Annotated in this window: 24 protein-coding genes and 1 tRNA gene; 2 read left to right on the forward strand and 23 right to left on the reverse strand. The window is 32.8% G+C overall.

All coding sequences use genetic code 11. The annotated features are described in order from the left end of the window. Position 1: 1 nt before the first annotated feature. From traM to REB14_RS02345, 11 genes are all read right to left on the reverse strand, one after another. Positions 2-1,159, reverse strand: coding sequence for a conjugative transposon protein TraM (gene traM, locus REB14_RS02295; RefSeq protein ID WP_309521384.1), 1,158 nt, complete (start codon positions 1,157-1,159; stop codon positions 2-4). Positions 1,160-1,162: 3 nt separating this feature from the next. Beyond that, on the reverse strand, positions 1,163-1,570 hold the full coding sequence (locus tag REB14_RS02300) for a M23 family metallopeptidase (RefSeq protein ID WP_158521364.1): 408 nt from the start codon (positions 1,568-1,570) through the stop codon (positions 1,163-1,165). Positions 1,571-1,705: 135 nt separating this feature from the next. Further along, positions 1,706-3,394, reverse strand: a complete 1,689-nt coding sequence (locus tag REB14_RS02305) for a type IV secretory system conjugative DNA transfer family protein (RefSeq protein ID WP_425248759.1) — start codon at positions 3,392-3,394, stop codon at positions 1,706-1,708. 369 nt (positions 3,395-3,763) lie between these two features. Continuing rightward, positions 3,764-4,450 (reverse strand): hypothetical protein, encoded by a 687-nt coding sequence (locus tag REB14_RS02310; RefSeq protein ID WP_309521386.1) that lies wholly within the window; start codon positions 4,448-4,450, stop codon positions 3,764-3,766. A gap of 41 nt (positions 4,451-4,491) precedes the next feature. Beyond that, positions 4,492-4,731: a hypothetical protein gene (locus tag REB14_RS02315; protein WP_309521387.1), complete on the reverse strand. Its 240-nt coding sequence runs from the start codon at positions 4,729-4,731 to the stop codon at positions 4,492-4,494. A gap of 223 nt (positions 4,732-4,954) precedes the next feature. After that, a complete protein-coding gene (locus REB14_RS02320) occupies positions 4,955-5,254 on the reverse strand; it encodes a hypothetical protein (protein WP_309521388.1) in 300 nt (99 codons plus the stop codon). A gap of 182 nt (positions 5,255-5,436) precedes the next feature. After that, on the reverse strand, positions 5,437-5,775 hold the full coding sequence (locus tag REB14_RS02325) for a hypothetical protein (RefSeq protein WP_309521389.1): 339 nt from the start codon (positions 5,773-5,775) through the stop codon (positions 5,437-5,439). Between the two features lie 171 nt (positions 5,776-5,946). Then, a complete protein-coding gene (locus REB14_RS02330; protein WP_309521390.1) occupies positions 5,947-6,948 on the reverse strand; it encodes a hypothetical protein in 1,002 nt (333 codons plus the stop codon). A 567-nt stretch (positions 6,949-7,515) separates the two neighbouring features. Then, complete coding sequence (locus REB14_RS02335; protein WP_309521391.1) at positions 7,516-8,874, reverse strand: T9SS type A sorting domain-containing protein; 1,359 nt, start codon at positions 8,872-8,874, stop codon at positions 7,516-7,518. A 492-nt stretch (positions 8,875-9,366) separates the two neighbouring features. After that, positions 9,367-10,935, reverse strand: coding sequence for a T9SS type A sorting domain-containing protein (locus REB14_RS02340; RefSeq protein ID WP_309521392.1), 1,569 nt, complete (start codon positions 10,933-10,935; stop codon positions 9,367-9,369). Positions 10,936-11,217: 282 nt separating this feature from the next. Next, positions 11,218-11,484, reverse strand: coding sequence for a T9SS type A sorting domain-containing protein (locus REB14_RS02345; protein WP_158521366.1), 267 nt, complete (start codon positions 11,482-11,484; stop codon positions 11,218-11,220). 1 nt (position 11,485) lies between these two features. Here REB14_RS02345 and REB14_RS02350 point away from each other — a divergent pair, with 1 nt between their 5' ends. Beyond that, positions 11,486-11,674 (forward strand): response regulator, encoded by a 189-nt coding sequence (locus REB14_RS02350; protein ID WP_238594260.1) that lies wholly within the window; start codon positions 11,486-11,488, stop codon positions 11,672-11,674. Positions 11,675-12,017: 343 nt separating this feature from the next. Then, positions 12,018-12,116 (forward strand): hypothetical protein, encoded by a 99-nt coding sequence (locus REB14_RS02355; protein WP_238594428.1) that lies wholly within the window; start codon positions 12,018-12,020, stop codon positions 12,114-12,116. 49 nt (positions 12,117-12,165) lie between these two features. On the opposite strand, the gene REB14_RS02360 is transcribed toward REB14_RS02355, so the two are convergent. The 12 genes from REB14_RS02360 to REB14_RS02415 form a co-directional block, all read right to left on the reverse strand. Next, positions 12,166-12,603, reverse strand: coding sequence for an HvfX family Cu-binding RiPP maturation protein (locus REB14_RS02360; protein WP_309521393.1), 438 nt, complete (start codon positions 12,601-12,603; stop codon positions 12,166-12,168). A gap of 60 nt (positions 12,604-12,663) precedes the next feature. Continuing rightward, on the reverse strand, positions 12,664-13,407 hold the full coding sequence (locus tag REB14_RS02365) for an HvfC/BufC N-terminal domain-containing protein (RefSeq protein WP_079242102.1): 744 nt from the start codon (positions 13,405-13,407) through the stop codon (positions 12,664-12,666). Continuing rightward, positions 13,397-14,233: an HvfB family MNIO-type RiPP peptide maturase gene (locus tag REB14_RS02370; RefSeq protein ID WP_309521394.1), complete on the reverse strand. Its 837-nt coding sequence runs from the start codon at positions 14,231-14,233 to the stop codon at positions 13,397-13,399. Before REB14_RS02370 ends, REB14_RS02365 begins: the two co-directional genes overlap by 11 nt. Positions 14,234-14,312: 79 nt before the next feature. Beyond that, the gene (locus tag REB14_RS02375; RefSeq protein WP_309521395.1) at positions 14,313-14,627 is read right to left on the reverse strand and encodes an HvfA family oxazolone/thioamide-modified RiPP metallophore; all 315 of its coding nucleotides are present in this window, start codon (positions 14,625-14,627) and stop codon (positions 14,313-14,315) included. Positions 14,628-15,602: 975 nt separating this feature from the next. Then, positions 15,603-16,322: a carbonic anhydrase family protein gene (locus tag REB14_RS02380; protein ID WP_309521396.1), complete on the reverse strand. Its 720-nt coding sequence runs from the start codon at positions 16,320-16,322 to the stop codon at positions 15,603-15,605. A gap of 55 nt (positions 16,323-16,377) precedes the next feature. After that, entirely contained in the window at positions 16,378-17,013 is a 636-nt protein-coding gene (locus REB14_RS02385) for a peroxiredoxin (protein ID WP_309521397.1), read from the reverse strand. A gap of 48 nt (positions 17,014-17,061) precedes the next feature. Then, positions 17,062-18,069, reverse strand: a complete 1,008-nt coding sequence (locus REB14_RS02390; protein WP_309521398.1) for a T9SS type A sorting domain-containing protein — start codon at positions 18,067-18,069, stop codon at positions 17,062-17,064. Positions 18,070-18,285: 216 nt separating this feature from the next. After that, a complete protein-coding gene (locus tag REB14_RS02395) occupies positions 18,286-18,525 on the reverse strand; it encodes a hypothetical protein (RefSeq protein ID WP_079242108.1) in 240 nt (79 codons plus the stop codon). Between the two features lie 19 nt (positions 18,526-18,544). Continuing rightward, entirely contained in the window at positions 18,545-19,174 is a 630-nt protein-coding gene (locus REB14_RS02400) for a hypothetical protein (RefSeq protein WP_079242109.1), read from the reverse strand. A 1,339-nt stretch (positions 19,175-20,513) separates the two neighbouring features. Continuing rightward, positions 20,514-20,585: transfer RNA gene (locus REB14_RS02405), tRNA-Arg, on the reverse strand. A 73-nt stretch (positions 20,586-20,658) separates the two neighbouring features. Next, positions 20,659-22,422, reverse strand: a complete 1,764-nt coding sequence (locus tag REB14_RS02410) for a TonB-dependent receptor (protein WP_309521399.1) — start codon at positions 22,420-22,422, stop codon at positions 20,659-20,661. A gap of 35 nt (positions 22,423-22,457) precedes the next feature. Continuing rightward, complete coding sequence (locus tag REB14_RS02415) at positions 22,458-22,949, reverse strand: hypothetical protein (protein WP_079242112.1); 492 nt, start codon at positions 22,947-22,949, stop codon at positions 22,458-22,460. Positions 22,950-22,951: the final 2 nt, after the last annotated feature.

A 22,951-nucleotide genomic window follows, 5' to 3' on the forward strand; every position in this document is an offset into this window, starting at 1 on the left:
TCTAGTTAGAAACAGAGTTATTATTGGATGCTCTTATATTGATCCATAATTGGTATTTTTTAGGTAAAAACACTCTTTTTTTCTCAAATACTTCTTTGCTGATTTCTTTCCCAGCTGATAAAATTGCCAGGTTTCTGGCCTCTTTTAAATCAATCCCAGTATTATTACCTCCTAAAATAGAACCGTTTGCATTTGTTCCTCTTTCAATGGCGTAATCAAAAACATCTTTCGAAACTGTTGATGGTATTTTAAGCCAGGAATGATTATTCATATGAATACCTTCTCTTCCATCATAGTCGTAAACTCTAAAGTTTAACAGATAAAGAACATTATCTTTTTTATAACTTTCAATATCAATATTAATACGGTCTTCGCCTAAAGATATTCTTCCATAAACAATTGTATTCTTAGGAATTACCAGTCCACCCGGGACATCTGTAAGCCTCATATCTTCTTTTATTCTGATAGGAATAATACTTTTGTCTAATATTCTCTTCTGCTCTATAGTTTCTGAAGGAATCAGCTGTAAAACCTTCTTATTACTTCCTGCTGTTGTTCCCTGGAAAAAATTCTTTTGATCTCTATTATCATTTTTAGCCAGATTCTTTTTATTTTCTCTGGTTTTTGAAGTATTAACAGAATCTACAGAATTGCCAGAGACTGCGTTTTCCGCTAATCCTGAACGAATCTTATTCTGAAGCTCAAATATTTTGTTCAAACTATTTTCAGAATCAGAACCATAGCCTGAACCATAACCAGAATTGGAAGGATAGCTCCTTTCTTGTGAAGAAATTTTAGATAAAGCTTTCATGTAACGTTCCTGCCGTTTGGCATAGTCATTTTCTTCACTCTGCCCATCAAAATTCTGCATTTGTTCCTGCAATAATTTTTCATCTTCCGGAACTTCGGTATCTATACCATACTTTCCATCTTTTGAAAAATACTTCTTTAAATCCCTTTCATCCTGATTATAAATTTCTAATTTTGATTTTTCTTCAAGCTGTTTCTCATCTACATTGGGAGTTAAAATCAATTTATCATTGGACTCCTTCATTTTTGGGAAGAGTATGAGGCTCATAATCAAAATAAGAATCCCTAAGGCAGCCACAAAAACAACCCCAATGATGATCTTTTTTTTCTTGTCTAGATTTGCAAACATATTTTATAAACTATTATTACACATAATATTCAGAAACAATAAAGGGTCTATTCTTTTACCTTCAACTATTATTTCATAATGTAGATGGGGTCCTGTAGAATGTCCTGTATTCCCACTTAATCCTATCAGTTGTCCAGGCTTTACATATTCACCTTTTCCAACAAATAGGGCCATTAAATGTCCATATCTGGTTCTAAAACCTCCTTGGTTATCAATTAAAATTGTATTTCCATATCCTCTTTCGTATGTTGAACTTAATACGATACCGTAATAGGTAGAAAAAACAGCAGTTCCTGTAGGTACAGAAAAATCAACACCTTGATGCTTTTTAATTACTCCATCAATAGGATGTTTTCGATATCCGTAATGGGATGAAACAATTTTGTCATAGGATTCCACCGGTGGTATCATCTTTTGTGATTTTATTTTTTGACAGGTAAATACTATAAGAAAAACAACATACACAGGAAGTAACCTGTTTTTTCCGCTAAATACTCTATACATAAGAAGTTACCATCATTATACATTTATTTCAATTACAAAAAATCAATCCTCCTGAGTGGCTATATCTGACAGTGGCTCACTGGCCATATCTGCTTCTTCCTCCTGGGAAATTCTATATAATTCGTTTTCAATAAGAATATCTACCTCTTTTACAATTCTTTCAAAATTTCCATTCAGAACCTCATTGATCATTTCTCCTTCTATGATTGTTGGGATCTCCTTCTTGATCTGATCTGTACGCTTCTCTACTTCTATTTTTCCCCTAAAAATCTTTCTGTTGATTTCTTCTCCGAAATTATCAGCAACAACCCCTACAAACTCTCCCTGAGAAAGCTGAGATATAGTAGATACCGGAATGGCATACTCCAAATTCTCATTGATAGAATATGAATTATTGGTATCTATTGTTACGTTTTTTAATTTTTGTTTTTTCTTTCCAAATATTTCCTGAAGCTTGTTTGCCGTCTCACTTCTTACCGAACCGCTGAAAATATTTCCTACGATATTAAATATGGTTTCAGCTACTTTATCACCGTAATCTCTCTTCAGCTGTTCAAGATCCTGCATTCCAATGGTTGTAGAAACTTTATTGGATCTCGCCGTTGCAATCAGGTTATCTAACCCCATAAAATACATGGTTGGTAACTCATCCAATATGACCGAACAAGGCTGCCTTCCTTGCTGATTAATTTCTTTTAGAAGTTGGGTAACCACAAGCCCTAAAGCAGGAGAATTAGTGGTTTGGGTACTTGGTGAGTTAGCAATAATTAATATGCATGGACTTTCCGGATTATTGATACTTAATGAAATATTCTCTTCAGGGAAAACATTATTTCCCATTACCCAAAACAATTCCTTTGTTGCCAACTGAGACAGAGGTATTCTCGCAGAAGCCGTCTGACCTGAAAGCTGCTCATAAGCCTGCTTTGCCAAAGCATCTGCAAAAGGAGTCATAAAGAACCTTAGTTCTGAGTATTTCCCAAAAACTTTAAATACTTTTTCATCCGGCAAAGAAGCTAAAGATATGGCATGAGGCAACGTACAAAACTTCCCATCTTCATAAATTCTCAAGAAATAAATACAGGCTGCGAAATAGGAAATAGCAGATTGAGCAAAAAAGTCTTTTTCTGTAATCCATTCTTTATTCAAATTAAATAAGATGGTTTGTGATGCTTCAATGGCATCTGCTGCTTTCCTTATCAGTTGAGGATCCAGAGGATTCACAAAATTGGATTTCTCCAAATCATCTAAAGAAACTACACAAAAACGAGGTTCAATTTTGTACTTTTCTTTATAATATTCATAAAAAGCAAATGTTTCTTTTGCCAGTGCAGGAAATTTGAAATCATACACCATCATTGAAAACTGCTTTTGAATATGCTGCCGGATATACTCTTCAACCACAGAGTAAGACTTTCCTGATCCCGGAGTTCCCAAAACCATCGTGGCCCTAAAAGGATTTACTACATTAATCACCCCATTTTCTGTTTTAAAATTCACAGAATAAGGATTCTTCTTAACTATTTTCTCTTGTTCAAAAATTAGATTCTTGTCATTAAATTCATCTTTCTTATCATAAAAATTGAAGAATTTTCTGAGTTTTAAAAATCCAACGATATAAATAATATAAGACGTAAAAGATATAATAGTATAAGATATAATCTCGATCTTCAAAACCGATACGCTTAAGAAAATAATAAGAGATATCCCTGCTACTATAATATTCTTCATAAAAGAAGAATTTTCTCCTACCTCTCTCTTAACTTCAAAACCAAAGCAACAAAAAGTAACAATAGTAAGGCTTAAAGCCCTTAATAATAAAGGATTCTTAATGAGGGGGAAAGTTTTAAATAACTTTATGATGAATATATTGATATATTCGTTACCCAAGTTTCTCTGCGCTACATAACTATATTTAGAATAATAAATATCTACTAAAACCAATAGTATACTTACTAAAAAAGAGAATATAATTAAAATATCTAAAGAATATTTATCATTTTTCATTATATACAAATTACTATGGAATCCAATTGTCGGAATTCCAAATTATCTACCAGTACTTATTCATCAAAAAGGATTTCAGCATACTATACTGTATCAGTTATCCTCTGTATTAAGAGGGGTTTCCTCTTGTACATTATTGCCAGCATCATGAGCTGAAGCCTCTTCGAATCCTTTACTTTTGAATAGATAGTTTTCAATAAGTAAACCATGAGGATTATTTTCAGTTCTTGCCACATTATATAAATCAAATGAAGCATAGAACAGATTTTTTGTACTCACATTCTGGTCAACTCTGGAAACACTGAGTTTCCCATAAACAGATGCGTGATAAGGATATTCTTTATCATTAACTTTTATAGAATCTATATCTAGTTTTTGAACTAAATTTTGAGATTGTATCCTCGCAAAATGTCCGTTTGCTTTAAGAGATAAGTACAATTGTTTACCAGAGTTTCCGATCAGATAAAGTGCTTCATTAATATTCTTATCATAGCTAAATTGATCATAGCCAAAAAATAATCGATGAAATACTTTAATATGATTTTTAATCTCAGGTAATCTATAATTTTCATAGTCCTGATCATTATTCATAGAATTTGCAATTGCAGCTTGCCCTTTTTCAGTTAGAACATATATCTTTTTAGTAAAAACTTTACTTACATAAACAGCCCAGATTCCACTAGAAACAATCGCTATTACTGTGATAAAAAAGCTAAGAAATAAAGCCTTTTTAACTAAAGAATAAGTAGAAGGAATTTCACGTAATTTTTTTAAATCCATTGTTTTTTAATATTGATAAATTATGATACAGATAAAGCCCTCTATCTGAATATTTTAACTTTAAAAGAAGCTTTTCTACAATTTTCACATAAGAAATATTGATTTTCATCTCCATTTTCTGATGGTGAAGCAATATTAGCCAGCTTAACGTTTTGTTTACTTTTACACTTTATACACCTATTATCATTGTTGTCTAACGCTTTATTTTCAGCTTCCATTGAAGCAAACTTCACTCTTTCTTCTTCAATATTTGAAGAGGTAAGAAAAGATTTAAATTCCATAGTTAAATTAAAGGTGTTCTTGATGGGCATAGTATGAGAATACATGCCACAAGCAAAATTTTAAGAAAAAGTAATTGACAAGATGATGTTGAATAATTTTACATGGTAAAAAGTATTCAATAAGTCTCACAGAGGCAGGTGTGTTAATTTTAGAAAAAAGCTATACAGACTGCTTAGTACATATAGCTTAAATCTAACAATACTATGTAAAGAACTCTATATTCTAGATGAATACATGGGTAATAACATCAACCAAGCCAAAAATAGCTAACCCTATTACAAAACGGACAAAATTCTTTTGAGCCTGTTCGTTACCCTGCATATACTGAACAAATATCAGAAAAGCACCAACAATTGCAAAAGCTGCAACGCCTGCATTCAATGAAGTTTTAAGAGTCTGCGTCCACCCAGCAATTTTCGTATCAATGCTTCCGGCACCTCCTCCTGTCTGAGAGTATAACAAACTACTCATTGGCAATAATAATGCAATAAAGTTCCTTCTATTAAATTTTAAATTTTTCATTCTATTATATTTTTTTAAACTAAATTTTAATTTTATTTGTTTACGTTGATCTGTACCTGGAATATCTATTGAAAATATAGTATCGTGTTTTTTATTACCAACATCCCGTAGAGTAATAACATTCCATAAACACCTTGGTAAATAAGGTATTGAATCAAAGCTGAGAATTCAATACAGATCAATTAAGAATTTGTAATGTCTCCGTTACTGTTTTGCTTAAATCTCCTGCTGTCTTTTGAGTTTACACTAATCAAATTTTCCAGTTTCTCATCAAATCTGATGCATTGTACTCCCATTTTAAAATCCAAAAAAAACTCTTTAAATTCTCCTTTTCTGGGGTATTTTTTTATTATATATAAATAAAGAACAGGAATTACTAAAAACACTAATGATAATAACACCTTTTTAAATACAATAAAAAGGAACAGCATTAAACATATAACAACTATCATAGCGGTAATTACAGGATAACCAAAGATTAAAGGCGTCCTTTCCAACGTTTTTGGGGTTTTATATTCCATACAAGTTGTGTTTATTTTATTCGAAAAAATTCTTTATCATTACAAAAAATCACTTAGAAGACAACCTATTTTTCTCAGCTCATTATTAACCCTATGAGTAAATAATTAGTGATCATATAGAAGCATCTTATCCGGAGTACATTTTTCTTGTGTTTTTATTATTCAATATTTCTAACGCAGTTTTGGTCCCTTAGGAGGAACCTCAGAATGGACTTTAGGAGCTCTGGCAGGAAGTTTTGGTGCTTTTGGAGGAAGTTTTGGTGCAACTTCAGGTTTATTCTGAGTTTCTGTAAATCTTGAAAAATCAATTTTAGTTTTACCTGATCTAACTTCATGCGCATTTGCATACAAACCTTCACCTGCATTTGAATATATGCCTTCACCTGCATTGGCATATATACCCTGACCCTGATCTGCATTGGCATATAGACCTTCTTCTACAGATGGCGGGTTTTTCTTACCCTTACTTTGCTCAGGTTTCGTTGCTTGCCGGATAAGCGTTTTTTCAACTTCAGTAATAAGCTTTTCCAAATCAATCCCTTTCGTTGCTAAAATCCCGATATTATCCGGATTTCTGCTTTTGTTAAATACTTCTATATTTTCCTTACTATCATCCACAAAAATATTATGAACAGTACTCAATCCTTTACTACGTGATTTTTGCGCTTTTTCATATTTTTTTATTTCTGCATCCTTACTTTTAGCCATTACAATCTTATCCTTACTAATAGGAACAGCAATCATTGGAATATCCTTTAAGTCGGTTAATCCCCTTGTTTCATATACTGCTTTAATCGCACCCGGAAAAAGAGAAGCTGTTAATACGACAACATCAACACCTTGATTTTTACTTTTTCTGACAAATTCATTCAACCCTTTTGCATCAAAAAAATTAAATGTTTTTTCTGATTTTTCAGGCTTTCCGGCTTTTTTAGATTTTTCAGCTTCTTCTTTAGCGTCATTTTTAGCATTAATCAATGCAACCTGTACAGCATACCTGGAACCTGGTGTAAGGGGATCTTTACCCATAAGCTCTTTCATTAACTGGTCTTTTGTTAATCCAGGAAGATCATTGTCTTGATACTTATTTGTATATTTCATGACTGCATTATGCAGATGACCATCAAATTGGGTGTTATCAAAATCTAAAAATACATTTGTTTTCGTTTTCATTTTTTGTACTTATTTCTTAATACTGATATTTACACTATTGTAGTCGATAGAATTTTGAAATCCTGACAAAAAATTTTCATTTTTTTTCAACAACTTAAAAATCAACACATCAAATTTGTTTTTTTAAAAAAGGGAAAGTAAAATACTTATGTAATACAGACCTGGATAAACTACCAACTTAGAGTATTTTTCAAATTTCCTTTTGAAATCCTTGGAATTATTTATATAACCGGTAGAATAGAATACCTCAGTTGGAAAACCCTAGAGATGCCCAAACAGATATCTTCCAGGAAGATCACTGCATTGCACAATATTTAATTACAGCTCCCTTTATTAAACAACATAATAATCTTCAAAAATAAATGATTTAAGAATCCATAAAAAAACAATGGTGTAGAAATAAACAAGCAGCTGTGTAGTTTTTGTTTACACTATAATCCCAAAAAAAATTACATTATCATAGAGGTATAACTACTCTTATCTAAAAGGTCTTTACAAAAAAAATGGATGGCCATAACAGCCATCCACATACAGTTGATAAATATGAAGTTGATTCTAAAATAAGTCCTATTTTTTAAGGAATTTAGCGGATGATTGGCTGCCATCGGTAAATACAACATTTACCATATAGTTTCCGGTCATCAATTTCTGCACATCAATTTTTACACTTTGTCCTTCTAAAGAAATCTGTTCAGTTCTGAATACTTCCCTACCCATTGTATTAACAACGGATACTGCTTTTACTTTTTTATCGGATGATACCTTTACACTCAGGTAATCTACTGCCGGAACAGGATATACTGAGATGGAAGAAGAGGAATCCTGCATTTCTCTGCTTTGTGTCCCGGAAGTTCTTGCTGTTGATGACGGAGCAACATCCGTTAAATACCATTCTTCTAAGTCATTGCCTGACTGAGTCCCCAGGATAATTGGAACACCACCGGAATTTGAGGAATTTTGAAGTGCTAAATTAAGCCCTCCTTGTAGATCCTGAATATAATACGAGTTGTCTCCTTTTCCTGTAGGTAAAATACGAAATCTTTGTACGCCAACCGCATATCTAACATAATCGCTGGTTCTTACAAAATCTCCAACAGATCGACCATTGCAAGTCAATGTAGTCGCTGTCCCTGAAAGACCAATACTATAAAATCCATTGGGTTCAGCTTTTAATATAAACTTATTAGGTAAACCCGGAGTTGTTGTATTTTGTGTATCAGTTACTAATGAAGTTCCACTAATACCCAACGCATATCCTGTCTTTTTGCTCACTATATATTTAGCTCCATTGACAAGTCTTCGCATTTCTGTAAGTTCAATCCCATTAGTATAAGGTAAACTTGTATTCTCAGGATCCAAAGCCACCTGCATGGTTCTGCCTAATTTTGTCCCTCCTGTTTCATTCTCTCCATGTATCCAGGCTCCAGCCAAAGAATATGTCCAAATTTGTGAAGATCCATCAGCATTACTATCTCCTCCTCCTACAGCGAAAACAACAGATTTGGTTCTTTTATTCTGATCAAATATTGGAGATCCAGAAGCTCCACCACTAGCTCCTTGAAATCCACTTGTTGTAGCAATTAAATTTATTCCAAGACCCCCATCATTATAATATTGTACATTAGGATTTACTGTCGTGTTATACGTTCCAATTCTTTTCTTTTCAAGCCCAGGAAAACCAATATAGGTACCGGAAGTAGGTGCTGTTTCTGTCCGGTCATAGCCATTAATATAAATCTGTGATAAATCCAGACCTGGAATAGTCGAAAGATCTGTGACTACCTCTGCAAGAGCATAATCATGAGTGTAACTTCTTGCAACAGGTTTTATTACCACATCAGCAGTAACTGATGTGCCTGCAGTAGTACCATTACAGGTAGTGTATTCTTCTCCAAAAGTCAATGGAACCGTGCTGTTTTGTAACATTGGCTCATTATACATAGCATGACGGGCTGTTAGTAAATAAATTTTTCCGTCTCCGTTATTGACAAGGCTAGCTGTGCCATACCAGCCTAGCTTTACAACAGCTCTTTTTTGTACTTGCCAATTGGCACCCTCAGGACAGTTTATATTTACTTTCTGTGCATTGGTTAATGAAAAACTTAAACTGCATAAAAGCGCACTAATAATTATTTTTTCATGTAATTAAATTTTTAAATTGTTTTTAGTTGTATTAATACTGTTTGGCATGCGGCAAGTAATAATATTTCAAAAATAGGTGATTTAATAATCTGCAAAAAATCAATGGTGTAGAAATAAACAAGCAGCTGTGTAGTTTTTATTTATACTATAATTCCAAAAAAATTACATTATCAGAGGTATAACTACTCTTATCTAAAAGGTCTTTACAAAAAAATGGATGGCCATAACAGCCATCCACATACAGTTGATAAATATGAAGTTGATTCTAAAATAGTCCTATTTTTTAAGGAATTTAGCGGATGATTGGCTGCCATCGGTAAATACAACATTTACCATATAGTTTCCGGTCATCAATTTCTGCACATTAATTTTTACACTTTGTCCTTCTAAAGAAATCTGCTCAGTGTGGAATACTTCCCTACCCATCGTATTAACAACGGATACTGCTTTTACTTTTTTATCAGATGATACTTTTACATTCAGGTAGTCCACAGCAGGAGCAGGATATACTGAGATAGAGCTAATTGATTTTGAGCTATCTGCATTTTGAGAAACAGAATTTCTTGAAGCATATCCAGGTGCATCTCCTAAAAACCACTCTTCGTAAGCTGCTCCAGACTTAGTTCCTAAAACGATTTTGGCGCCATAGTCATTGGATGAGCCTTCTATTGTAAGATTTAAGCCAGATCTTACATCCTGAATATAGTAAGTTCCATCCCATGAACCTGTTGGCAATATTCGAAATCTTTGATTAGTATCATTTGGATAAGCTATATTCTGCCCCGCGGTAATTTTACTCCCGGCATTAGTCCCTATACTTCCAATTACAACATTATTGGACTGGCTTTTAAATTTATAATAGCCGTACATATCTGTGCTTATAGTGAATGTGTTAGATCCACCAGAGGTTGATTTTTGAATCAAATCACCATTGGTGTTAATGGTAAATACATAACCAGATTTTTTATTGATTAAATATTTAGGACCATTAACAATTCTACGCATTTCAGTAAGTTCAATACCATTGGTATATTCTAAGCTGGTATTATTAGGATCCAGTGCGGACTGCAATGTTTTGCCTACTAAATACTCATTAATACTTTCTCCATGTTGCCAAGCTCCTGCTAATGTAATGCTAACAGCCTCTTTTTGTGTATAAGAAGGGTTCAGAATCTGGCCTTGTGAATTATATACTACAGCCTTTGTTCTTTTGTTCTCATCAAATATCGGTGAACCGGAAGTATTACTAGCTCCTTGGTATCCACTAACTGTTGGTATAAGTGTCACAATCAGTTTTTTACTGTTATCATAAATTACTGGAGCTTGTAACTTATTAAATGTTCCTATTTTCTTTGTATCATTATAATTTGGAAAACCTATGTATGCCCCTGATTGAGGAGCTGTATCCTGGCGATCCCATCCATTGAGATAAATTTTTGATAAATCCAAGCCTGGAATAGTGGATAAATCAGTGATAACTTCCGCAACGGCATAATTATAAGGTTCCTGATAACTTCTCGCAACTGGCTTTATGATAACCGAAGCCTTAACAGGAGGATTGATAACACCTCCTGTACATGTTGTATTTTCTGCCCCAAATGTCAAATCTGTCTCAATATTCTGTCCCATAATATAGTCATTCATTGCAGTACGGGAAGTTAATAAGTAAATTTTACCATCTCCATTATTGATCAAACTTCCCACGGAGTTCCATGAGAATTTAACAACAGCATCTTTTTGCTTTTGTAATGCTGCTCCTTCCGGACAATTTACATTTACTTGTTGTGCGCCCACTAACTGAAGGCCCATACCACAAAGCATTACGTTAATAATTATTTTTTTCATGTGATTAAAATTCTAAATTGTTTTTAGTTGTATTAATACTGTTTTGCATGCGGCAAGTAATAATATTTCAAAAATATGGGATTTAATAATCCATCAAAAAACAACGCTGTAAGAATAAACAGTCAAGCATGTAATTTTTATTCATTTTAAGAATATGAATAAAAATTATACTGCTATCAACATGCAGCTGTCATTAATAAATATTTCTCTACAAAAAAATGGATGGCTATAACAGCCATCCACATACAGTTGATAAATATGAAATTAATTCTAAAATAAATCCTATTTTTTAAGGAATTTAGCAGATGATTGGCTGCCATCGGTAAACATGACATTCACAATATAGTTTCCGGTCATAAGCTTTTGCACATCAATTTTTACACTTTGTCCTTCTAAAGAAATCTGCTCAGTGTGGAATACTTCCCTACCCATCGTATTAACAACGGATACTGCTTTTACTTTTTTATCAGATGATACTTTTACATTAAGGTAGTCCACAGCAGGAGCAGGATATACCATATTGAACTCATGATTTTTTGGTATATTCATTTTGAGAGAAAGCCTGGAAATCATAAATTTCTCAGTTACACATTATAATAACAGCCAGCAAGCTTATGATCATTATATTAATAAAAAGCCGGACACTATTGTTTTGGATGTTATGATGCGTAAGAAAGATTGGGTTTCACTGGCATCCGAAATCCGAAAAACAGACCAGCTCACACCTATCATTTTTTAACTGCCAAATCTCAGGTACAAGATATCTTTAATGGCTTTCAGTGTGGAAGAAATGACTATTTGAAAAAACTATTCAGTATGGAAGAGCTTATTGTGCGTATTCATACATTAAACCGTATTGATCAAAAAGTGGATGAAAGTAAATTCAATATTGGAATTTACTGCTTCAACTATACCAAATAAACCTTACAATACGATGATCTTATTTTTAATATTACCTACAGAGAAGCTGAGGTTTTAAAACTACTGTTGGAACATAAGAATGAAATTATTGATAATCATATACATTACAACAAATATGGGGTGAAGATGGCTTTTTTAATGGTCGTAGTTTAGATGTTTTCATTTCCAGAATCAGAAAAAAATTACCTTATGATGCATCTATTCAGATTACCAATGTAAGAAGCAGATATATAAACTTATCAATTAACTCTATTTTTTAGCTCTTAAAATTTCTCAATTGAACTTTTAAGAAATCTAAAGAAAATAAATTTAATTTTTAATCCTATTTAATTTAAAAAGTTGATCCAAACTGTATTTTCCAGCACCAAAAGATAAAAGCGCAAGGAGCATCAGAATATAATATAACGGAATTTCAAATCCATTGTCTCCCGCATCAAAACCATTTTCCCAATGTACGGTAACAATGGCTACAATCATCGTAATAATCAAGGGAATTGAAATCCATCTGGTAAGCAGACCTAAGGTCAACATAATCACTCCTAAAAGTTCTGTTCCAGTTGCTAAATAGGCATTTAATAAAGGTAAGGGAATATTAATACTCTTAAACCAAGCTGCAATACTACCAATATCCTTTACCTTCATCATTGCCGGATTAAAAAAACCGTATGCCAGCACCAGTCGTAAAGCCAATAAAACAAAATCTTGTATTTTATAAGACCTGTTAATTATTTCTTGTATTTTTTTCATTGATTTGATATAATAATGTTTAGAATAGAAGATGACAACACTTCTTTATTAAATTAAATGCTACTTATTCCGATATCCTAAAAAAAGTGTATTCTGTAATGCAAACTGTTCAAAATCATGATATAATTTCATCACTTTTTCTCCGTCATTATCGTACTTGGCAAGCAATTCTATGAAATCTTTTCTGCTAAAACAGCCTTCGTTAGCTTTTAAAATAATTTCCACAAAAGGATAAGAGAGATCGTTGAAATGTATTTGTTTGGTATAAAAGTCCCGATGGACAGATACAAAATACTGACCTCTGTCTTCTTCTGTAATTTCTTTCACATTTTTTAAATGAATAGGATATTCTGTAGATAAAATCTTAATTTCCGGATTGGGAATAATTTCATCTTCCTGCATTCTTTTTTCTATGCTGAATTCATCAATGGGTAAATCCTCCATCATAAAAACTTCAATCTCCAGCCATTCATACTGTAGAAGCGCAGCAAGGAAAGCAAACCTTTTCTTAAAAGGGAAATTGTGCTGCTGATAATAATCTGAAAACTCCTGTGGAAGTTTCCACACCTGAGGAGTTTGACATTTGTGGTGTTCAAAAAAATATGATACCATTTTTTTCCATCTTCTTTTACCTATTAATTTCCTTGTCATAGGAAATGCTCTTTTCAATGTATCTTTTATCACATTATATACCAGCCTTCTGTAATGAAATGTATGCTCCTGAATACTGGTTTGTGGTTCATCTAAGCCGGTTCTGCAATACAAGGCAAGATCCGTTTGAAGGGAAAATGTTTTATTGTGCATTTATAGCAGTATATTGAGGTTTTAGAATGTCATTTTTTATTACTCTCAGCATATCAATTTCATGTTGTAAATTCTCCAGTTCCGGAATATTAAAGTCTCTTTCCAAAAGAACAGGTACATCTTTATTTATTTGCCCTATAGTCCATCCAAATAAGTCATACACAGGATCAATGATATCTCCTCCGTGAGTATCTATAATTAAATATTCATTCACTTGATAGTGACCTGCCATATGGATATATTTCACCTTATCTAAGGGTATTTTTTGGATAAATTTCTTCGCATCATACGTATGATTGAACGCATTAACATACACATTGTTCACATCCAGTAACAATTCGCAGCCAGTTCTGTTTACAATTTCATTGATGAAATCTTCTTCTGACATTTCAGCTTCTAAAACAGTATAATAACTTCCATTTTCCAAAATCAATGGCCTTTTCAAAATATCCTGAACCTGAAGAATGTTTTCAGAAACCCGCTCTATTGCTTCTTGGGTAAAAGGGATAGGCAATAAGTCGTACAAATGGGCATTATCCACTTTAGAGAAAGTAAGATGTTCGGAATAAAGTACAGCTTGAGTGTCTTCCAAAAACTGCTTTACCTTTTTCACAAAATCCTTATCAACTCCTTCCGGACTGCCTATAGAAAGAGATAGTCCATGACAATAAAGCGGGTATTTTTCCAGGACCTGCTTTAATTCCTGTTTCCAATATCCTCCGACTCCTAACCAGTTTTCAGGTGCTACTTCTACAAAATCAGGTCGCAAAACATCCGTATTCAAAAATGCTTTCGAGAATTCTTTTCTATATCCAATTCCTACCATAATTTTATATTTTACTTAAGTCTATCTACTTAAAAAAAATCGACAGACCTATTGTACAGGTCTGCCGATTCCAAAAAAATTATTTAGATGATGTTGTTTTTTTTGTTTTTTTTGTTTCATTCTTAGTTTTTTTACCTCCACATTTCCCTTCACCACACTTTCCTTCACCACATTTCCCTTCTTTAGTTTTGGCTTCTGTTTTTTTACCTCCACATTTTCCTTCAGAAGTTTTTTTACCTCCACATTTAGCTTCAGCACTTTTTTCTGTTTTACCTCCACAAGCCGCTTCTGTAGAATGTATTTCCATTGATTTCACACTAGCAAAAGCTATATTTGTTCCTAATGTAAACGTTCCTAAAGTCAGAGCTCCTAATAAAATTGCTGGTTTTTTCATTATTTAAATTTTTAAAATTATGTAGCATTATTGCTTCTTACATATTAATACCGGAAAACATAAAAAAAACCAAAAAACTGAACAGCACTTGAAAAAACATAACCATCTTCAGCTTGCCTTTATAGGACTTTTCATTTTCAGTACCAAGATTGATTTCTTCTGTATCGTTATTTAACCATTCTATTATTACAAACAAAAATCGGGATGATATCTTAGTATATTTATGAAGCTGGCTATGCTTATTCATTACTGAGTTTACATAGCCAGTTCTCCCTAAAACCAAATACTATTTTATTTTTTTTCATCTCATCCCACTCTCTTATCCCCTTGCCTCAGATATGTTCTTAAAACACGAATAGAGGGAGGTATCTGAGGCCGATAAAGAAAGGGGAAATAAGATTTATGATTTTTCTTCTTCAAAATAGAGAAAAGTGGGTGCTTGCATCCATTGATGCTTTATATTTTTTCATCTCCATTTGTCTGCACATTAATAGAAGTAATTGACTTATTTTTCATCATGTATTTGTATTTATTTGGTTTTATATCTAAAGCTCTATTGCATATATGCTGTGAGTGAGTACTAATAGTGTCTTTTTAGATACAACGTGAGAATTAATCTGTATTTTCAATATACCAACAATTATCTTGTTTTTATCTTGGTATAAAAATTATAAAGATGAATTCTTATTTTGTAAAAGTATGATATTCAACTATATTCAAAAAAAATATTCTGTAGATATAAATCGTTGGCCCAACATAATAATACTACTTAATTGTAGCTAACAAAGGATCACTTTGTAAATATTAAATTGTCATAAGAGTTTAATAAAAAATCCGAAGAAACTAAATGATTCTCCGGATTAAATATTGTCTAATTTTATGTCAAACTATTTTAGGGCGAAACATCTCATTAATGATCTCTTCAAATAGATAAAAAACCGCTTACAATCTAATTTAACAAATTAGCAGACTGAATTATTTTATAAACTCCAATGTTCCATCAGTAATCCTATAAAACGCTCCCATAATTTTTATCTGTCCTTTATCTTCCATTTCCTTAAGGATTGGACTTCTTGTTCTTATATCCCTGAGTGCTATTCTGACATTATTTTCAGAAACGAATTTTACAAAATCATCGTTTTGTGAGCTTTTCTTTCCTGTATAATTTTGACTTATATTTACTGCTGGTTTTATTTTGGAAAGCATCGCTGTTATATTACCCAACTTAACATCGTCAATTGCGCCTTTTATAGCTCCACAATGTTGATGCCCCATTACCAGGACAAGTTTGGCTCCTGCTACTTTACAGGCAAACTCGATACTTCCCAATAAATCTTCATCCACAAAATTTCCAGCTACTCTTCCAACAAAAACATCTCCTAACCCCTGATCAAAAATATCTTCCACAGGTACACGGCTATCTAAGCAACTTATAACTACAGCTTTCGGATACTGACCTGTCACAAGCATTCTTGTTTGCCTCGTATGATCTCTCATCGTTATAGTTCCATCTTGGAATCTTTTATTTCCTTCAATAAAATCTTTCAGAACCTCTTCACCGGTTAACTTATTCTGTTGTTCTTTTGTCATTACATGAGAAGAAATCTTTGATTGAGCCTCTTTATTTTCTGATTTGTTACATGAAACCGTCAATCCACATAGCAGACTTAATAAAAGTATTTTTTTTCTATTCATAATGAGATGTGTTTTTTAATTGATCTTTACATCCAGTTCCCTTAGCAGTAATCTATTATTTATCAGGATGTGGCGTATATCTTAAATAAGGCTTAATTTCTCTAACTCCTTTTGGATATAATTTTCGGGCATCCTCTGTAGAAATAGTGGGAGGAATAATTACATCATCACCATCTTTCCAATTTACAGGAGTTGCGATCGTATATCTATCCACTAACTGTAAAGAATCTAAAACACGAATTATTTCATCAAAATTCCGTCCTGTAGATGCTGGGTAAGTAATAATTAAACGAATAATCTTATTGGGATCAAGTATCAACAAAGAACGAACTGTTGCTGTTGTGGATGCTTTGGGATGAATAAAATCATAAAGCTTTGAAACAGTAAGATTATGGTCAGCAATGATGGGAAACTGAACACAAGTCATTTGCGTTTCATTAATGTCTTTTATCCAATTCTGATGATCCTCTGCTCTATCAACACTTAGTGCAATCATTTTGGTATTTCGTTTAGTAAATTCTGATTGCAACTTTGCTGTCATTCCCAGCTCCGTAGTACATACAGGGGTGTAATCTGCAGGGTGAGAAAACAAAATTCCCCATGAATCCCCAAGGTAATTATAGAAATCTATTTTACCAACAGACGAATCAGCCTGAAAATTTGGGGCAATATCACCTAATTTAATTGACATAATTGCTTTATTTTTAAAACTGTTATTATTTTATACTATTGTAAAGTCTTATTCTTTGATCAACTTTAACTTTTCTGATTTCCCATCTTTATTGGAAACTTCAATAAAATAGCAGGCTCTTGGAAGCGCTGATATATCAATTTTATCAGGAGTATTATTAAACCTTTTCACTAATTTTCCCTCAGCGGTATAAATGTTCACAGAAGATTGTGTTCTTGTTTTTCCAGCCAAATGAATAACATCATGTGCTGGATTAGGATAGATTTTAAAATCTTCCTTTAGCGTAAAATTGGCAGTAGATAAATAAACTTCACCTAGCACCTGCGTATAATCAACTGACTGGCTAATATTAAACAATGGAATATTAACAACTCCACTGGTAGAGCTTAATAAAGGAAACTTATGGCTACCATCATAATAAGAATAGGTAATATTTGTAATGACTCCAAGGGGTACTAAATAAGAAGTATCAAAAGAAGAATATAAATTGAGATTTTGCACTGATCTGACTCTCAAAACATTATTATACACTTGTGATCCTATCATTAATGTTCCGTAAGCATCGCCTGAAGTTGTAATTGTTCCTTTAAAAAGTCCGGATGCTAATGATGATGAGAATTTTCCAGCCGCGGTGTCTGTTATTGTAGATCCATAAGCAGTAGGATATGTTATAAAGGTTCCGTTATCAGAATTAAAATTTAGTGTCGCCTGTGAAGTTACTATTCCAGTTATTTCAAGTTTTGAATCCGTTGATTTATAAAATACAGTATTTCCCAAACTATTCATTTTTATTGTTGATCCAGGATAGGTTATAAGTTCTGTTGGTGTTACTGCAGTATAAGATGTAATACTTAAAGGCCCTTGTGTTAAATTTGTATTATTGAAAGTGGCATTATTTCCAATTGCAGTGTGATCTACTACTCCATTGACACTATAGTTATTCACTACATTTCCTATGGCAGGATCGTTAAATGCTTTAGTAATTGCTGTAGTTGTTTGTGCTGGAAATAGGCTAAAACCACCTAAGAGAATTCCAATAATTTCTTTTGTCTTCATTCTAATTTAAATCGTATTGTTTTCTTTGAATTAGGTGTCAAAACTATTTAAAAATGAATGCATTGAACAATTTAGTTCGTAAACATTACACTATAATAATGTAAATATTAATTGCAGAAATAAACAAATACTATAAGAAAGCTTTAAAATCTTAGATATAAAAAAAGCACTGAAAATTTTCAGCGCCTTCTTTTTTAATATGATAATAGTATTCTTTTATTTTTTAGGAAAAATACTTTTAAATAAATTAGAAAAAAAATACGGAGTTCCAATACCCATTTTCTTAGTTACTGGAAATAAGAATTTAATTAAAGGGACTAAAGCAACGAGCGCAAATACTAATATATAGATATTGTAAGAACTAGTTCCATTAATATTGCTATCCCCTAAAAAATAGAAAACAGATAATCCCAAAATAAAAAATGTAATGAATACTATTAAATTTCCTTTTTTCATAATTTATAGTTTATAATGATTATACTAATGCACAATAAGCTGCAATACCTGCATACCAACCTGCTACTCCCCAAGGACCTGTAAAGCCAGAGACAACTGCTCCACTTACTCCTAGAGCAGAACCTGCGCTAGCTGAGAAACATTGACTCCACTTCTGACGTGCAAGGGCAGCATCCGTTTTTGTATACGACTCTAAAAATACGATATCTACTCCAGTTTTAGTAGCATTCATAGATAATTTAAGTCTGTACATTTTATTTCCATCTCCATCCAGATATAAAACATCTGAGTAATCACCTTCTACTACAGGCTGAACAATAAAATCAGCAACACCGTCATTCTGTGTTGAATAATATATTTTGCCTGCTTCATCTACTCCGGTCAAAACACTTGTTTTCTTTTCATTACCACCAAAATCTAGCTGCTTAGTAAATTCAAAAGCGTAGTTAGGTGATTCACTTTTTATTGGAGCGATATCGGTAATATCTTTCAATTCGATGTCATTTCCAATTTTTGTTCCCGCTGTGAACATATTTGCTTTCGTGCTACTTTCTATATTTTTGTCTGCAGGAGAATTGCTTAAAATGTCATCATTCCCATTACAAGAAAATAAAAAAAGTGCAGAAAGTACAAATAACGTTTTTTTCATGGTTAAATTAAATTTTTATTAGTTAAAATTAATGAACAGAGATAGTCAGATGACTAATTACAATTAATAGTAAAACAAAGAAAATATCTGTATTATGGATAAATTAGTTTTTTAGTTCAATTGATTATTTCTTTTCAATTTTGATCTCATATTTATTTCTATTTATTTATGAGAACGGGTCAAAGGTATAAAAAATTAAATCCCATGCAAAAGCGTTTTCCGGGTCGCAAAAGAACGTATTAGCATTGGGTGGGGATTTTTTTATTTATGATCGTAATGTCATGAAGCCCTATAAACAGGCACACTACGCTACATTTACATTAGTGTTTAATTATAAAAACAAAGAAACTCAAGAGGAAGAACAATCCCCCATTCAAATATAACTCAAACAAATTGAGAGAGTTCTACGCAGCACCACCTAAAAGACCAATAAGAACGTTTGAACAATTAAACAACACCAAAAACAATATGTTTAATTTATTATTTTCACTTATTTGTGATTTATACATCAGAAAAGAAAAATGATAAGAATAAACGAATTAAAAAACAGGGTGTAAAGCAAAAATTATACAGTACAAAACCAAAAATAAAATATAATCTTCATTATAAAGAAGCATACCTGATGCCTTTTTAATCTTATAACTGCTGTTCTTACAATACATTTTCACCTCATTGGAATTGAGTGGTAAAATTGATCTTATTTTAAGCTGAAATAAAGAAATAATATACGCTACAGATACCTTATCAATACGCTGTAGCATACGACACAGATACCATCAAAATGGACATAATAATTTAAAAATATTGATTTTGATATAATTATAGTGATGAAACATATTTCCATTCTGAACCTATGAGACACCCTTAAAGATAATATAAATAACAGAAGTTCTCTTGTTAATTTCTACACTGATCTGACAATACATTACAGAAACGTCTAATTCTATATTGAAAAATATCCATAAAAAAATCCCCAGATCTCTCCGAGGATAAAAAAAACTAATAACCATGAAAACTCAAATAAAAAATGAGTTGTTATATGGTGCAATTTATAATGATACACTAACAATAACAAAACATTTCTGTAGATATAAATTATAGTTGTGTAAATTTTGTTTGTACTATTTCTCTATATTGTTTGATGTTTCTGGGTGCTGTTGAGATGGTAAATCTATGAAAGAGAAAGGAATTACAGATAACGACAGAAGAATGGCAATAAAAATAGTAACAGGCTGGATTAGCAAAAAGCCCCATAATTCGGAGTGTATCTATATTAAAATATTAAGTAGGGGTGTGTTTCGGAGTATAATATAAAAAAGCTCCTAAAAAAGGAGCTTTGTGACCGCAGAAGGATTCGAACCCTCACTGTCGGAGCCGAAATCCGAAGTTCTATCCATTAAACTATGCAGCCTATTCCAGGTAGCAGATAATAGGAATTAGGTAATAGGTGTTGAGCCTTTTAATTCTATCCTATAATCTACCTTTTAGAAAGTAATTTTCACTCCTCCCAAAATCTGTGCACCCAGGACTTTATATCCTTTGTACGTCTGGTATTTTGAGCTCAGAAGATTATTTCCGAGTGCGAAAATACTGAAATTTTTGTGAATTTTATACTCTGCAGAAAGATTTAAATCAGCGTAACCACCCACTTTATCGTTTGTATTCTCCGTAGATTGGAAAATTACATTCGGAGCACCGACTCCTTCAATCGCATAAGAGTTTGTAGTTCTGTCACTTGCAAAGATCCCTTTGAATCCTAACAATAATTTCTTGTCAAGCATTGTATATTTTGCCCCGATACTCGCATTGAATAAAGGAATGTTATAAATATTGTCGTAGTTCTTAAGATCATACTTTGTAAATCTTAATTCTCCATCTAAAATAAGGTTAGCCAATGGGAAATACTGTACGCTACCTTTAATATCGCTTACATTTCCATCATCATACACAGCAGAGAATGTATTAGCAAAATTATATGCAGAACGGTTAACAGATGTGTTATCAAAAAGACCATTGGCTTTAAAGAACATAATATCTCTCATCTTTCCATACCCTGCAGAGAAGTCGTATTTCAACGTTTCATCGATATCTCCTCTCAATCCTACATAAAAATGATATTTCGTCTCTGTTGGCTTTAAAAACTGGTCAGAAAGGATGAATGGATTCGTCTGCAACATATCTCCATAAGTATTCAGCTTCAGACCTCCGTCTACCCCTCCGTAGAATTTAAATTCTTTAGCGGCAGCAAACTGGAACTCCGCTTGCGGGAACCAATAGGTTTTATTGTTTTTCTGCTGAGAAACCAGTTCCGCTGAGTTTTTAGCATTCAGGAAAGAGAATGAAGATCCTAACATCAAATAAGAATCTCCTTTTCTGAACGTCACTTTCGGAGTCAGGCTGGTATTGAAGAAATTGGAAGAATTTTTATCTCTGATCGCAAAATCTGTCTTCACCGCATCTAAACCTACTCCAAGATCTGCATTCAGGTTGATTCCTGATTTTCCTAATTCAACAGCATGTTTAGAGAAATTGGCAAGGATGGAAACCTGGTTTTCCGAAGCATCAAAATGATCTTTCAGGAATGATGATTTTACCCTTACATCATTTAAGATTTCATTGGAATAAAAATCATAGTATCCGTTTACTTTAAACTGATTTACTTTTTGTTTCAGATCAAGCTCACCGGTAGGCTGCATAGCATAGATTCCATAATAGTTATAGCTGTCTAAACCATATTCAGCATTAAGGTTAAACTTCCCTTTTTCACCATAAGAGTTTAAGAAAGCTCCGATATTAGCAGAAGTCTGCCCGGATTTCCAGTCGTAATCTTTTTTAAGACCGTTCGTGGAAAGAACATGAACATCTGCTCCTACTTCAAGCTTATTTTCAAGGGTTTTTGAAACGTTTCCGTCTACCAGAACTTTCCCGTAATTACCCATTCCAAACTGGAAATAGTTATTCTGAGCCGTTCCGTCAAATTTTGGAGCCACATCTTCCCCTTGAATGGTAGAAGTTTTGAAGTCTGAAACGGCAGGAACATCCGTGATGTTATACTTCACAGGAGTCTGCGATTTCTCTTCCGGCGGATAATTTTTGATGGTTTCCACAGAAGTTTTCTTCTTCTCAATCTTCTTCACTTCCGGCTCTCTCTTCTTATTAAGAACCAATTTTTCCTCCTTGATCTGGGAAAACGCCACCGACGAGAACCCTAAAAATAATATGGATAATAATTGAATTTTCTTGTTCATATTTTCTTTATTTGAAAAAAATATATAACGGGTTTTTATTTATTGGAAGCAATGTAGTTGCCTAATAAAGCTTTCCCTGACTGTTTTGTAAAAGTTCTCCCCAGTCTGAATATATTAAACAGCCAAAGGCTTTGATAAACTTGTAATTTGTATTGATAATTTTTCGTTGTACTGTTCTCAGCTACATCATAACTATAAGAAATATCATATGGAAATCCTGAAGGCAATAATCCAACGGTGAGCATACTTCCAATCATTGGGTTTCCGCAAGGAGGAGTATGGGTTAACATCGGATGCAGCGTGATCTTAGCTACATTAGTACTGTCTTCTACAATTTCATAAATATCAGAATGTTTTAAAATTTTAAATTCTTCCTCAAGATCCTTATTCACCACAAAAGCTTTTTGCTTTTTGAAATCAGCTTTTGCTTGGTTATACTCCTTTGGATATGCACTGTATGAAGGAATGCAGCTCCAGAGAGAACCTGAAATTAAAAAAGAATATATGGCAATTTTAAACACCTTCATTT

Origin of the sequence: Chryseobacterium metallicongregator, from assembly GCF_031324065.1 — a bacterium.
GTDB classification, from domain to species: Bacteria; Bacteroidota; Bacteroidia; order Flavobacteriales; family Weeksellaceae; genus Chryseobacterium; species Chryseobacterium metallicongregator.